The organism is Mameliella sp. LZ-28 (assembly GCF_012274245.1).
GTDB classification, from domain to species: domain Bacteria; phylum Pseudomonadota; class Alphaproteobacteria; order Rhodobacterales; family Rhodobacteraceae; genus Antarctobacter; species Antarctobacter albus.
On record NZ_JAANYX010000010.1, the window covers coordinates 82,853 to 96,282 of the forward strand.

Here is a 13,430-nt window from a genome sequence, read left to right on the forward strand (position 1 = left end):
TCAGAAGATCTCCAGATCGCGGTCGACCATGACCGTGATCCGGGTGCCCTGATCGACATGGATGACGGGCCGGATTGACAGATAGTCTTGCATCACGCTTTGGGTGCTGTCGCGCAGGTCCGTGCCCACATCGCTCGCGATGTCAGCGGCAGCCTCATCCTCGATTTGTCCGGCGGCCGCCGCCGGCAAGGCCCCGATCAGCGAAATCAGCGCAGCCGAGCCGAAGCGCTGCGCGAAGCGGTTGTCGACAAATCCGGTGGTGCCGGTGCGACCCAGTTCATCCCCGCCGAAGGCGCTGATCTCCACGGTCTGGTTGTCGGGCAGGATGATGCGGTCCCAGGCTATCATGACCCGCGACTGCGCGAGCGCCACATCGGAGCGATAGCGCCCCACGAGACGCGCGCCGCGCGGGATCAGGACGCGCGTGCCGTCGAAGGAATGAACGTCTTCGGAGACGATGGCGCGGATTGCACCAGGCAGTGTGCTGTCGAGCGCCGTCTCGGTCACGGCCTGAATCATCGTGCCTTGCACGACCGTGTTGGCGGGGTTCACGATCACTTCGGCCCGCGTCACCGGGGCGGGCCTTGCGCCTGCGCGGACGAAGGCTTCGTCTTCATTCAGGCGCGCGGCCTCAATGCTGTTCTCTTGGTCGGTCCCTGCCCCCATCCCGGAAAACGCGATCATGGGCGACGCGATGCGTTCGGCCCGGGCCTCCGCTTCAGCGATGCGGCGGCGCTCAAGTTCGGCGAGCCGCAACTCCTCCTCGTTCGGCCCGAGGTCTGTCGGCGCAGGCGGGGTCAGCCGCGCAACCTCAAGGTCCATGCGCAGCTGGTCAAGCTCGCGGTCGCGTTCGGTCAATTGCCGTTCGAGCGCGCGCTGCGCCTCAGATGAGGCCTCCTGCAGCGCCGCAATCTGTGCCGTGAGATCAGCGATGGCCTGCTCCGCGCCGCTATCAGACGCCTCGACGGGCCGCGCCCGGAGGTCTTCGAGTTCCGCCCGCAGCGTGGCGAGGCTGTCCATCAGCGCGAGTTCCGACGCGGTGGGGCCCGTCTCGGCCGGCGGCGGCGCAGGCTCGGCCACCGGCATGGGGGCAAGATCGCCGAAGCCCGATCCTGCGGTCTGGAACTCTTCCGGAGCTGCGGTCGGCAGGGGCGCTTCCGGCGATGACTGCAGCGCGGCCCAGGCCAGACCGCCTGCGGCCACGATCCCGGCCACGCCGAGGATGGCGGCCAGCGGGGAAGGCCGTGCGGTGCCGCGCTTCTTCTCGCCCGTCGCTTCAAGGGCCGCGAGGCGCGCGGCAAGGTCTTCGGTGTCCTGGCTCATGACGTGGGTCCGCCCATATCCTGAACACAGACTTCGTCTTCGCCGAGGCGCAGGACCCATTGGCGGTTCACGCCCGAGACACGGATGACGCCGTCCTCGAGTGCCGTGCTGTTCACCGCCCGCTCGCCGCCATTGGCATAACGGAAGATCGCCGGGACCGGCGCGTTCCGCGCGAAGCGGAAATAGGTGAAGGTGCCATCATCCCAGATGGCGGTCGGCGTGAACTCCTCCCGGGCGCTGACAGCGTAGTTGGCATTCGGCGCCTCGGCTGCGACAGCCCGGGCCGGTTGAACGCGGCTTTCGGGATAGCGGAACTGCACGACGTAATGCGGGGTCTCACGCGCCTCGACCACGTGAAAGTAATAGGAGCGGCGGTTCGTGTAGACCGTGATGTTGGTGGCGACACCCGAGGCGGCAGGCTTGATCGCGAAGGCGCGTCCGCCCGGCACGCCATCGAATTGAAAGCCGACGGTGTCGCCTGCGATGATCGAGCGGATCGTCTCGCCCTCACCGAATTCGACGGTGGTGACGCGGGTCAGGGTGGTGACGATGCGGTAGACCTGCCCCTGTTCCCAAGTGGCGATCCGGACGCGGTTGTCATGGGGACCTGGGCGCGGCGTGGTCTCGGCAAAGGCTGCGGGTGCCGAGAGCACGAGGGCACCGGCGACAAGCAGGGCGTGAACGGAGGCAAGAACTGGAACAGAGGTCATTCGGAACGGTCCGATCGGATGGCATATTGGGTGACTGTGAAGCCGAAAGGGTTCTGCCAGACATCGTCGATCGAGCGGGTCCGTTCGGGCTGAAAAGCGAACATCAATGTTGCGGTGAACGACCCATCTTGCGCGCCCTGCGGGCTGGTCAGGCGCTTTCTGAGACGCACCTGCGCGCGGTTCTCGCCGATCAGCGTGATCGAGGCGATCTCGACCGCCATTTCGGCGGCGGGGCCGTAGCGGGTCGGCGGATAGCTCTCCTGCCCCGAGGTCCACATGGCCCGCATGCTGGCCTCGGCAGCCCCGGTGGACTGGGCCAGCACTCGGCGCACGCGCAGATCGTTGTCGAGCTGGTTGTAGGCTTCGCGGTCAAGGATATAGCGGTAGATCTGGGCCTCGATGATGGCGGGCCGCTCGGCAAGCGAGACCGTTTCCACCGTGGCGTTCGGCAGAGCGAGACCGGTCGTGGGATCATAGGGCACAACGACGGGCGGCGGCGTCTCGACCATCAGGGCGACGGCTGCAGCGGCAAGGCAGCCGAAGACCCCGAAGCCCGCCCCGCCAAGGCCGATCATCCGCCAGAGCTGCTCCCGGCGCAGCGCGCCGTGGATCAGTTCCTCCTCAACCAGTTCACGCGCGCTCATGCCTGCCGTCATGTCCGGTGCCTTGGTCATGGCCGCAGGCTCGGCAGGGTGAAGTCCATGTAGCGGCGCTCTTCGGCGACGGTGGCGGCATCCACCACGCCCGCATTGCCTGCGCCGAGGGTCTGGATCGCTTCAAGCTCCCACATCCGCGTCATGGCGATGGCGAGTTCCGCTGTGACACGGGTGTTGTGATCCATCGACTCCTTGAGGTCTTCCATGTCGGGGATCATCGCAACGAGCTGTTCAACGCGTTCAAGCGACTGTGCGGCTTCGGCATGGCTGTTCTGGGCCGCCGCCGACATCACGGCGCCGGTCGTGGCGCGGGTCGCGACACCTTCTGCGCCGGGATTGCCACTGGTGGCGATCTCGCGGAGCGAGTCCTCGTCGAACCCGGCGCTGGCGAGCGCCTGTTCCATCTGCGTGCGCAGGGGCCCCGCGTTTGGGCCGATCAGGCTCGACCAGTCACCCGCCTGGATGCCTCGGATCAGACCGGGGATGTCTTCGAAATTGGCCTGCAGGAGATTGTCGAGGTCCCCGCCCATGGCGAGACCGAGGATACTGCGCGGCCCGGTGAGCGAGGCATACATCTCGTTCAGCTGATCGAGCTGACTTTGCAGCATGTCGAGTTGCTCCAACGCATTGTCCAGAAGATCGGTCTGGATCCCGAAATCCTGCAGCATCTGCTGAAGCTGGCGGATTTCCTGGGCGATGTTCTGGGTATCGACCGTGGGCACGCCCTGTGCAGTGACGGGCCCCGCGAGGGCGGTGGTCAGCGCGAGGGTCGCGGCGGTGGTGGTAAGGGAACGGTATAAGCGCCGGATCATCGCAATGTCTCCTGGGTGAAATCCATGAACTGCCGCTCGGCGGCTTGGGCTGCGGCCATGGCGAGTTGTTCCTCGCTCAGCGGCTGGGTATGGGCGGCCTTGATCCGGGTGCGGATCGCGACCAACCGTGCCAGTTCGGCGCGCGCATAGGTATTGAGCGCGATAGCCTCGTGCAGGTCCTCGGTCTCGCCGATGCGGGTAATGATGTCCTGAACGCGCAAAGCGGCCGCACGGACCGAGACCAGCGAATAATCCCCATAGACCCCCGCCCCATGGGCCGAGAGGCTGAAGCTCGCATTCGCCAGAAGGACCGGATCGATCGTGCCGAGCGCATCGATGCCGCCCACGGAGGCAAGGTAGCTGTTGTACTGCTGCGGGATCACCACGACGTAGTGTTGGGTTTCCGCGAAGGGCGGGACGCCGCCGTAGTCCTGCACATTGCCGGGGCCTGCGTTGTAAGCGGCAAGCGCATGGATGATGTTGCCATCGAACATGTTCAGCATTTGTGCGAGGTATCGCGCACCGCCGGTGACCTGCAGGTACGGGTCGTCGTAATAGGCGGGGTTGATGCCGAGATCGCTTGCGGTGGCGGGCATGATCTGCGTCAGCCCGAAAGCCCCAACGGGGGAGCGTGCCCCGATCTGGAAGCGGCTTTCCTGCCAGATCAGCGCCTGCAGCAGGCAACGCCATTGCACGAGTGAGAGCCCCGCGCGGCTTACGCCGGGCAGGCTATGGGTGTCGCGCGCGGCGCGGATGATCAGCTCCTCGATCCCTTCCCGGGCATCGCCGAACATCCGGGCTGCGGCCGGGTTGTTGTCCTCGGGCGCATAGAGGCTGGCCGCAGCACTCTCGACGTCCTCGACCGCCCCCTGCCCCGCCTCAAGCCCGGCCACGGTGCCAGCCACATCTCCCGAACCGAGGGACATGGCATCCATGAGACCTTCGAGCGAGGCGAGTTGCTGGCGCTCGATCTCGGCCAGCTCCTCCTCGCGCGCCAGCCGGTCGTGCTGTAGCGCCAGATCCTGATCGGTCTGATCGAGGATTGCCTGCCGCTCTGCGAAGAGGCGCAGATCGAAGGTCGGCACGCCTTGGGCGGCCGCTGGCCCCGCCGTGGGACCTGCCAGCGCAAGACTGACCATCGAGAGGGGAAACCAGGTCCGCATGGGCTTAGCCGCCCGCTCCCAGCATCACGAAATCGCAAGCCGTGTCACGGCGGGTGACGGCGGCCCCCATGGTCGAGATCGTCGTCGTGGCGGTTGCACCTTGTGCGGGCGCATCGCGGAAGTTGAAGCAGTTGGCTTGCGCGGGGTTATGCTGCGCGCAGGCCGTCAGGGTCAGGCCGAGGCCGAGCAGCACAGCGCTGCGGATGATGGTACGGGTCATGTCACTCTCCAGAAATCAGGGCGGTCACGGTAGTCGGGGCCGACAAGGGCTTCGCCCTTCTCCATGCCGCCAAGGATGGTCACGAGGGGGCCGAGGGCGCTCAGATCGGCGTCGATCACCACCGAACCCCGGTCATCACGGACGAGGGCCAGCCGCGAGGCGGAGCCGACGCCCAGAAGCACGTCGAGTTCTTTCTCGCTGAGGCCGAGCATCGCGTAATCGGCAGCGGAAGCGCGGATGTTGGGCAAGAGTACCTGGGTTGGAACGGCTTCCACGATGGTCTTGCCGGTGCGTGTGCGCTCGAGCTGACTGGCATATTGGGTCATCATGACGACGACCGCGTTCTGCTTGCGGGCAGTCACCAGCCAGTTCGAGAGCCGCTCCGCGAAGTAGGCGTTGTCGAGCGCCTTCCACGCCTCGTCGATGACGATGATCGTGGGCTTGCGATCCTCGATCACGCGCTCGACCCGGCGGAAGAGGTAGGAGAGGACCGCCATGCGTTCCCGCTCGCTCTCGGAATCGAGGATGCCGGTCAGATCGAAGCCAGCGACGTCCCCGTCGATGCTGAAGCTGTCCTCGGCATTGGCCCCGAAGATCCAGCCATAGCGGCCCTCGGCCGTCCATTCCTGCATTCGCTCGAAAAGATCGCCCTCGTCGTCGGTGGAGACGAGGAGCGAGGCGAAGTCTGACCAGTTCCGAAGACCTGCGTTCCCGGCACTGGCGTTCTGGCGCACGACCTCCTGCAGGCGGTTGGTTTGCACCGGGGACAGGGGCCGGTCGCGGCGCTCAAGGAGGCTTGCCAGCCAATCGGCAAGCCAAGCCTGCCCGCGCGGGTCGATCTCGGTCTGCAGCGGATTGAGCCCCGTGGGCCGTCCGGCGCGTACGGTCGAATAACTGCCGCCGAGCGCGCGGACAGCCATTTCCATGCCAGCGCGATAGTCGAAGACGAAGAGCCGCGCACCGGCCCGGCGGGCCATGGTCATCAGGAAGGCTGCCAGCACGGATTTGCCCGAGCCGGGGCGCCCTAGGATCAGCGTGTGGCCACCCGTGGGCTCGCGATCCGGCGCGCCCTGTTCATGGAAGTTGAAGCGGAACCCGCTGCGCTCGGGCGTCGGGAAAAGCGTGATCGGCACGCCCCACGGCACCTCTCGCCCGGTCTTGCCAAGCGGCGTGCGGTGGAAGGTGGCGAGATCGGCGAAGTTGTGGTTCGTAATCGCGGCCTTGCGGCTGCGCGCCCCGGTATTGCCCGGATGCTGCGCCATGAAATGCGCCCGCGCGCCGAAGGCTTCCGAGATCAGGTTGATGCCGGAGGTCGCGGAAATGTTGCGGATCTCGGCCGCGATGTCGTCAAGTGCGGCTTGGGATCGCGCATAGACTGCCACGGTCATGTGGTGCTCACCGAAGATCAGGCGCTTCGATTCCAGATCGTCCTGCGCGAGTTCCAGCTCCTGCGCGAGGCTGACGGCCCCGTCATTGGCCGCCTGCATCAGCCGCAGCTGCCGCTTGATCCGGCCCGCCATGATGTTGGCATTGATCGGCACGAAGGAATGCGTGACCACCATGTCGACGGGCAGGTTCAGCTCGTCGAGCATCAGGCTGTCGGTCTTGGCGGGGTAGTTCTTCACCGCGAAGATCGCGCCGAGCTTGTCGCCCACAGCACCATCGGAGAGCGCGATGGTCGTGCCGCGGAAGGTGACGCGGGTGTTGGCAACATCCTCGGCAATCACGCCAAGGCGCGACCGCGGAAAGAGCGGATGTTCTTCGCCCGTGTTGAGCGAGCCGAGGAAGCCCAGAAGCTCCCCTGTGCTGGCGGCCAAGAGGCGAGGCTTCAACTCATCGAAGGACGACAGGAGAAACCCCACGACCTCGTCGAGCTTGCGCAAGCGCCGGGTCGTATCCGCCGCATGTCGGGCGCGGGATGCCCCCAGACCGAAGGGCAGACGGCTGCCTGTCTCGGGGCGCTTCAGGACCGTCAGGGTCAGCGTCTTGTCGCGGAGGCCAGATTGAGCCAGATGCGCGCGCCAGCGTTGATCGACCGCAGCCGCGAAGCCCTCGCCCGGGATGGGCGGCAGGGTCACGTCGACCGCTTTCGACACCTTGTGCAGGTAGAAAGAGAACTCGGTTCCGACCTGCGCGACAATGCCTGCCAAGAGCCCGCCGATCCGGTCAAGATGGGCGTCCTCACTCGTGGTGCTGTTCACCCCTTCGAGGCGGATGCATTGCATCAGCTCGTTGCCGCGCGTCCGGATCGTCCGATCGGTCACGAGGCTCACATAGGGCAGCATCATTGAGAGCCGCTTCTCGCCCTTGACCCATGCCGGCAGCGCGGTCAGGGGATCGAGGGCGCCCTCCACGTCATCGGCAATTCCATCACGGGGCATAGCTGTCGCCCCCGTGGAGCTTGCGGTTGGCCGTGGGCGGGGTTTCCTGCAAGGTGATCACCAGGACATCGAGGAAGTTCGGATCCCAGTCCGCGGCCTTCCAGAGCGCCGGCCAGGCCAGCCCCGCGAAGACGGCCACCACCCAGCTCTGCACCCAGAGGAACAGCAGCGTCGAGCCGAAGAGCCAGACCATCGCGTACATGATCGGCAAGCCCATCAGCTTGGGCGGCCTGAGAAGGCCAATAAACACGCGGGACTGGTCGGACATGGGTGCTTCTCAGGTCGTCCAGATGGCTGCGACGATGGTGGGCGCCGCGGCGATGCCCGCGATTGCAACCACGACCCAAAGCGCCTGACGGAAATCCAGGATGCCGAAGAGCCAGGAGAGGAACACGCCGATCAGCGCGAGCGTGCCGATCACGATGCCCAAGGGGCCGGTGATCGCATCGACGATGCCCTGCAGAAGCGTCTGTACGGGCGATAGGTCGATGCTTTGTGCCAGTGCGGGGCTGGCCAGCACGATCAGGGCCATCGCGCCAAGCGCGACAAAGGAAGTTTTGGACGTCACGAAAGGTCTCCTCTCAGCCGCTGGAACACGGCTGTCACACGGGCCACATGGCCTTGGGTTTCTCGAAAGGGGGGAATGCCGCCATGGCGGGTGACCGCATGGGGACCAGCATTGTAGGCAGCGAGCGCCAGCGCGGGATCGCCGAACTGCTCGAGCATCATGAGAAGGTACCGCGCCGAGCCATCGAGGTTCTGGGCGATGTCATGGGGATCGACGCCGAGATCGCGCGCGGTGTCGGGCATCAGCTGGCCGAGCCCGATGGCTCCAACCGGGCTCAGCGCACGCGGGTTATAGGCGCTCTCGACCTCGATATTGGCGCGGTAGAACAGCGTCCAATCGGTGACCGACAGGCCCGCCTGACGCAGAGCGTCATGGCTGCCATAGCGCAGAGCCGTGGTTTCGATCGCGTGGAGGATTTCGGGGGCGGCGCGGATGGCGCGCGGGGCAATCGCTGCGGCAGCCGTTACATCGCTCAGGGGATCATCATCCCCATGGGACTGCGGTGCTGCAAAGAGAAAGAGGCGATCTGTAAGGGGCCCATTCTGGGCGTCGTCGTCGCCGGTGAACGGGCGCAAAGTGCTCGTGGTCTCGGCCGTGTCGATCAGTCGACCATCGGGACTGACCTGGAAAATGAAACCGTCGGCAAGGGCCGGGGGTGCGGAACAAACACCTGTACCCAGTGCAACGACGAGCGCAAACGCGCGGTCAGTTGTCTTTGACCAGAACCGGCCCGGTGCGTGGCTCGGGCGAGCGCCCAGGTGCTGCGTGGCGCTCGCGAGCGCCTTCGACGAGCGGGATGCTGGCAGTCGTGCAGCCCATGTCGGCAAGGAAGCTGACAAGGCCGACGATGGTCTTGAAATCGCGCAACTTGAGGACGCTGCGACTGGTGACGAGCATCTTGTCGTCACCCCCGTCCGGGGCAACGGCCCGGATGACCCAGGCGCCGTACCAACTGTTATGGCGCTTCTCGGCGCCTTCCTTGCAGACCACCTCGATGAGATAGCCCTCGGCAAGGAGGCCGCGCAGCCCGTCTTCTGTAACCACATTCGGTGCTTCTTCTATCATGGCCTTCCCTGGGTCCTTCTTCTGCCTGGGTGCAGTCTTGGGCCCACGGGGTCGCAACACCGCGGGCGATACAAGACAACATGAACGATAGCAAGGCAATTAAAACGACTTGACGCAGATTGCCTTGCTCCGATAACGGTGATACCTGACAAAGTCGTGATCTTAAAGGCGGCAAAGGAGTTTTGCCCTGCGCTTGTTTATTGCGCGCAACGCACCGTTGCTGTTCGCGCTCCTGCTTGGAAGCATGTCGGTAGCCGCGGCTGCGGATTGCGTACCGCCCGAACGACCGTTCTTGCCTCAGTCGCAAGAAGACATGCGTGCCTACGCCGATCTGATCAGAAGCGATTTCGAGACCTACATTGCCGATGTGCAGGACTACTTCCGTTGTCTCGACACCGAGCGAGCCCGCGCCTTTGTTGAGGCGAGGGAGGTCAGTGAGGACTACGCCAGGTTCCTGAATGCTGTCGAATAGAGGAGCTCGGCCATTTCCTTGAGGCCATCAAGCATCACCGCATTGTGCCAAACTTCATGTGTCTTTTTCAGGAAACAGCCCGGGCATCCACCGACCTGCATACTTGGCAGGAAACGCCAGCTTGAGCGGCGCGCGGGTCGAGGTCGATGACAAAGCCCCCGCTTCAAGTAGCGCAGACGTCACCCGTCGTGCGGTGCGATCGCTCGTGCCAAGTATGGAATCGACCTCTCCACGTTCAATCTGTCCCTGATAGAGGACGGCTTTCAGCACGGTATCGGATTTTGGAGGCAACGCCCCGGCGCGGATTTCTTCTTCGGCCCAGATCAGGATACGGTCACGCAGCCGATCAGGCCGCATAAGACTTTCCATGAACTCTACCTGGTCAATGCAGGTGCGCAGGAAGAAGCCGGCGAAGGAAGCAAGCGCGGCTTCGCTGAGCGTCCCACGCCCGTCGCGATCTCCACGGCGAGGACCGTCGCAGGAGGCTAGGTGCTCCTTGTAGGCGGCCTCTTCACGTGCAAGCCCGCGCGCCACAGACCAGAGGCCGCGTGTATCGAGCGTTCTGCGCAGCATGGCGTAAGACATGAGGCGGGCAACACGCCCGTTACCGTCAAGGAAAGGGTGCACCCAGAGAAGCCGGTGATGCGCGCAAGCCGCAGCTAGGATTGGTTCGATCCTGCCTTGGAGGTTGTAAGCCTTGTGCATACGTTCGAGAAATCGCGGTACCGCTCCAGGGCTGATGGCAACGTGCCGCCCAACTTCAACGTAGCGCGTCCGCAGCTCGCCAGGCACAACGGGTATTTTTTCGCCCGTCTTCGGGTTTTCGACGAAGAGAAGCTCAGGCGGCAGCAGCTCGCAGAAGCGGCGATGCAGCTCGATAATGGACGCGGGCGCGGTTGGCTGTTCTGCCATGCCGTCCTCGTCGATCCATTTCTGGACCGCGACATGCGCTTTGGCTTCGAGCTGAAGGTTCCGCTTCTTGGGGTCGGCGCTATAGTCGCCCTGCATCGCGCGTTCGATGTCGATGGGATGGGTGTCGTGCCCTTCGATGAGGTTACTGTAGTAGCAGTTCATCGCCCGCACGAGATCTGCCAACGCCTCCGAGACGGATGAAGGCAACCCGCTCCGGAACGCGGCAGACTTTTCTGCCAGCTCGAGCGCGAGATCGTTTAGACCCGCGCGCGCTGGTGCACCTTCAGAAACCATGAGTGGCTCGAACAGTCCTACCGTTTCTCCATCATCCGGGGTTGTCACTTGTCCTGCTTTCTGGCCGCTTTGCTGGCCATAAATCACCTGTTCTAAAACCACAGACTATCATGAGGTTGCCGACTCATAAAGTGGCATACTGTCCGCCAATTTGGCCGGTTCTTTGGCCGTGACTCGTCCGCGGCCCGCTGCCAGGCTCGAGAATATGATGAGCGACAAAGGGAAGACTTGCGCGCAACCATCAATCAAATCTCCTTGCTATCATTAGTGTTGTTTCGTATCGCTGCACCATTATAGATGGAGTCGGCATCATGAAGCACGTGATCCACAGCGTGGCAACAGCCACGGCACTAAGCGTATCCGGACTAATGGCCTCGTCAGGTCCGGCTCAGGCCTATCAGGTCGACTGTGCGATCCTCCTCTGCCTTGCGGGCGGCTGGCCTGCCTCCGCGCCCTGCGCGCATGCCAGAGCGGTCTTCATTCGGCGGATCACGCCATGGCCGATCGAGCCGCCCTTACAAATCTGGCGGTGTCCGATGGGTGTGTCGTTCAACGATCCCAGTCCGATGTCGCCTATGGAACGCCTTTATGACATCACGTTCCGCGATCCGCCCGAATCGCAGGAATCGTCTCCGATCCCCCTTGTTCGCGTCCAAGCAGATGAGCAAGCCGACATCGACATCTCAGGCGACGCCTTTGATTTCGTGCGTAGCATTCGCGTTTATCACATCCAGTACCGCCAGCATGAAAACCGAGATGGCGACTGCAATCGCAGCGACTCGACACGATTGGGGTCCTACGGCGTGCAGGGCGATTACCGATGGGCAAGATCCACAGTGGGCCAGGTGCCAGCCGCATCCGGCCTGAGCATCCCGAATGGATGCGGCAGCTACTTTTACCGTTCCGTCTTCGTCGACTGGCGTGATCACGCCGGAAACTATGGTTCTGAAGAAGTTCGCTACTGACAAAATCTGCGCGCGGTTTTGCCGCGCGCGTCATCTCAACCCCGCACGGGAGGCTGTGCAAAAGCCCCTGAAAAGGAGACGACGCCAGACCGTGAAGCCTGACGCCGCGCTAGAAAACTCCGTGAACAAGAGTTTCCTAGCGCACCGCTAAAACACCTGCAACCAGCAAAGTTGTCTTGCTGGCAAGAATGTTGTTGTCTCACGAAATGGCGTCGGATCTCCAAGGAGACCTCGACCATGGAACCTACGACCGGCCTGATCCTGCGACGGATTACGCAGACAAATCTCTCTGTTGCAGCGCATAAGCTTGCCACCCTCATCCTAGACGCCATCGCCTGGAAGGATGGCTACAACGGTTTGTCGCGCGGAACGGCAGCCTTCACCCTTTCGGCCCTGGCGGAGAAAATGGGTGTTTCACGACAGTACCTTTCGGTCCTTCTGAGCGAACTTGAGACATCGGAGTTGCAGCTCGAGCGGGCGAAGCCGAATGGCAAGTTCGCGCCCTGGATTTTTCGGTTCTCCGCCTTCGACGAGGAGAGTGAAACCCATGATCTCGTGTCAGGTGAAGGCGACACATCACTATCTAGAGATAATAATAACAAAACTATCTTCTCAGGGCTGATCGAAATCACCGCGAGTTCGAACGTTTTCCAGACCAGTTGGGCAGAGCTAATCAAAGCAGCGAAGGCCACGTTGCCTTGCTGGAACATCGACACCCAGGTCATCTGGGATCGCTTCCTCGCCTTCAACCGGTCCCGAGGCAACGGAAAGGTGCCGGCCGGCTTCCTGCTTGGCTTCATGCGACGATGGCGAAATTCGTCGGGAACTCCACATCGTCCCGGGGCCAAGCCACCAGCGAGACCAATATCGGGCCGCAAAGAACGCGAATTGCTGAGACAGATGCAAGCCGCACCAACTGCGAACCGCCAGTTCCACGCGTCCGACTTGTGTCGCTTGATCGGACACTCTGCCTACGAAGCGCGTGTACTCGATGTGATCCACAAGTTTGGGTGCCAGAGGTTTTCAGCAACCTTGGCTGTGCACGGACGAGCGGTGCTGGCAGGGGAGATATCCAGGTAGGTTCACTTGGCAGGCGTTGGAGGGGGAAACCCCGCTACAGGTGTCAAGATCCGATAGTAAAGTTTATGTTAAGAATGGAAGTATTAGCCAGCTTTCCTTGGCTTTCAGAAAATCCTGACCTGAGTTCCCACTTCTGCCAGAGCAAAAAGTTCAGCAATGTGCTCGTTGTACAGTCCAATACAGCCGTTTGATGATTGCCGACCGATCTTGCGCGTGTCACCGGTTCCGTGCACCCGGTAATACTGCCACGACAGATAAAGTGCGTGTGTTCCAAGCGGGTTGTCAGAACCCGGCGGCCAATAGTCAGGCCATTCGGGGTTACGCTCTTTCATTGATGGAGTGGGCCGCCAACTCGGCCCCTCCCCCTTCCTTATAACCTCTGTATATCCTCGGCGGGTCAACTCTTCCGAGGCAGGGACACTCGACGGATAGAGTTTGTAGACACTTTCGTCTTCCGACCAATACTGGACTGCGCGCGAGTCGATGTCGCACAAAATTGCACCGTGCTGAAGGTTATCGAAGTGGTCTTGCCAGAGATCCGCACTAAAGGACGAAATATTTCTGCGTACCGCCGAGGGCTCCTGCTACTGAGCACGGAGAAGGGAAGGTGCTGCCAGAAGTCCGATCATAGTTGTCGAAACGAACTGGCGTCGTGTTTTCAGTGTTTTTGTCATATGCCTCGCCTCCCTCTTTTGTTGGCTGACGGATACGACCTCTAGTAGCTAGAGGTTCAACTGAAAAACGATGACGTTCTCGTGAGGCAGCGAGTTTACAGGTATCGACGCGTTTCAGCGCAATAATCGCGATAC

At 62.8% G+C, this 13,430-nt stretch carries 17 protein-coding genes; 3 read left to right on the top strand and 14 right to left on the bottom strand.

Going from position 1 to position 13,430, the window contains the following annotated elements:
- From G9Q80_RS06545 to G9Q80_RS06595, 11 genes are all read right to left on the bottom strand, one after another.
- On the bottom strand, positions 1-1,323 hold the full coding sequence (locus G9Q80_RS06545; RefSeq protein ID WP_088716115.1) for a TraB/TrbI/VirB10 family type IV secretion system protein: 1,323 nt from the start codon (positions 1,321-1,323) through the stop codon (positions 1-3).
- Positions 1,320-2,033 (bottom strand): TrbG/VirB9 family P-type conjugative transfer protein, encoded by a 714-nt coding sequence (locus G9Q80_RS06550; RefSeq protein WP_151172227.1) that lies wholly within the window; start codon positions 2,031-2,033, stop codon positions 1,320-1,322. The genes G9Q80_RS06545 and G9Q80_RS06550 overlap by 4 nt, the downstream gene beginning before the upstream one ends.
- Positions 2,030-2,677, bottom strand: a complete 648-nt coding sequence (locus G9Q80_RS06555; protein WP_088716165.1) for a VirB8 family type IV secretion system protein — start codon at positions 2,675-2,677, stop codon at positions 2,030-2,032. Before G9Q80_RS06555 ends, G9Q80_RS06550 begins: the two co-directional genes overlap by 4 nt.
- 26 nt (positions 2,678-2,703) lie before the next feature.
- Complete coding sequence (locus tag G9Q80_RS06560; RefSeq protein ID WP_088716114.1) at positions 2,704-3,501, bottom strand: type IV secretion system protein; 798 nt, start codon at positions 3,499-3,501, stop codon at positions 2,704-2,706.
- Complete coding sequence (locus G9Q80_RS06565; protein ID WP_088716113.1) at positions 3,498-4,664, bottom strand: lytic transglycosylase domain-containing protein; 1,167 nt, start codon at positions 4,662-4,664, stop codon at positions 3,498-3,500. The genes G9Q80_RS06560 and G9Q80_RS06565 overlap by 4 nt, the downstream gene beginning before the upstream one ends.
- 4 nt (positions 4,665-4,668) lie before the next feature.
- Positions 4,669-4,884, bottom strand: a complete 216-nt coding sequence (locus G9Q80_RS06570; protein WP_088716112.1) for a hypothetical protein — start codon at positions 4,882-4,884, stop codon at positions 4,669-4,671.
- On the bottom strand, positions 4,881-7,265 hold the full coding sequence (locus tag G9Q80_RS06575) for a VirB4 family type IV secretion/conjugal transfer ATPase (protein ID WP_088716111.1): 2,385 nt from the start codon (positions 7,263-7,265) through the stop codon (positions 4,881-4,883). The genes G9Q80_RS06570 and G9Q80_RS06575 overlap by 4 nt, the downstream gene beginning before the upstream one ends.
- A complete protein-coding gene (locus G9Q80_RS06580) occupies positions 7,255-7,533 on the bottom strand; it encodes a VirB3 family type IV secretion system protein (RefSeq protein ID WP_045682577.1) in 279 nt (92 codons plus the stop codon). Before G9Q80_RS06580 ends, G9Q80_RS06575 begins: the two co-directional genes overlap by 11 nt.
- Before the next feature lie 9 nt (positions 7,534-7,542).
- On the bottom strand, positions 7,543-7,833 hold the full coding sequence (locus tag G9Q80_RS06585; RefSeq protein ID WP_088716110.1) for a TrbC/VirB2 family protein: 291 nt from the start codon (positions 7,831-7,833) through the stop codon (positions 7,543-7,545).
- Positions 7,830-8,408 carry a lytic transglycosylase domain-containing protein gene (locus G9Q80_RS06590; RefSeq protein ID WP_232788268.1) on the bottom strand — a complete coding sequence of 193 codons (579 nt, stop codon included), beginning with the start codon at positions 8,406-8,408 and terminating at the stop codon, positions 7,830-7,832. Before G9Q80_RS06590 ends, G9Q80_RS06585 begins: the two co-directional genes overlap by 4 nt.
- A gap of 130 nt (positions 8,409-8,538) precedes the next feature.
- A complete protein-coding gene (locus G9Q80_RS06595; protein WP_088716109.1) occupies positions 8,539-8,898 on the bottom strand; it encodes a hypothetical protein in 360 nt (119 codons plus the stop codon).
- 244 nt (positions 8,899-9,142) lie between these two features.
- Here G9Q80_RS06595 and G9Q80_RS06600 point away from each other — a divergent pair, with 244 nt between their 5' ends.
- A complete protein-coding gene (locus G9Q80_RS06600; RefSeq protein ID WP_088716163.1) occupies positions 9,143-9,370 on the top strand; it encodes a hypothetical protein in 228 nt (75 codons plus the stop codon).
- A 54-nt stretch (positions 9,371-9,424) separates the two neighbouring features.
- Here G9Q80_RS06600 and G9Q80_RS06605 read toward each other — a convergent pair whose 3' ends face one another.
- Positions 9,425-10,678, bottom strand: a complete 1,254-nt coding sequence (locus G9Q80_RS06605; protein ID WP_232788267.1) for a Fic family protein — start codon at positions 10,676-10,678, stop codon at positions 9,425-9,427.
- Between the two features lie 209 nt (positions 10,679-10,887).
- On the opposite strand from G9Q80_RS06605, the gene G9Q80_RS06610 reads away from it, so the two are divergent.
- Both G9Q80_RS06610 and G9Q80_RS06615 read left to right on the top strand, forming a co-directional pair.
- Complete coding sequence (locus G9Q80_RS06610) at positions 10,888-11,541, top strand: hypothetical protein (RefSeq protein ID WP_232788266.1); 654 nt, start codon at positions 10,888-10,890, stop codon at positions 11,539-11,541.
- Positions 11,542-11,778: 237 nt separating this feature from the next.
- Positions 11,779-12,621 carry a hypothetical protein gene (locus G9Q80_RS06615; protein ID WP_088716107.1) on the top strand — a complete coding sequence of 281 codons (843 nt, stop codon included), beginning with the start codon at positions 11,779-11,781 and terminating at the stop codon, positions 12,619-12,621.
- A 104-nt stretch (positions 12,622-12,725) separates the two neighbouring features.
- Here the strand turns inward: G9Q80_RS06615 and G9Q80_RS06620 are convergent, their stop codons facing one another.
- Both G9Q80_RS06620 and G9Q80_RS28560 read right to left on the bottom strand, forming a co-directional pair.
- Positions 12,726-13,178, bottom strand: a complete 453-nt coding sequence (locus G9Q80_RS06620; protein ID WP_232788273.1) for a L,D-transpeptidase — start codon at positions 13,176-13,178, stop codon at positions 12,726-12,728.
- A partial coding sequence (locus G9Q80_RS28560) for a hypothetical protein (RefSeq protein ID WP_349237769.1) occupies positions 13,165-13,430 on the bottom strand: 266 nt, incomplete at its 5' end. The genes G9Q80_RS06620 and G9Q80_RS28560, both read right to left, overlap by 14 nt.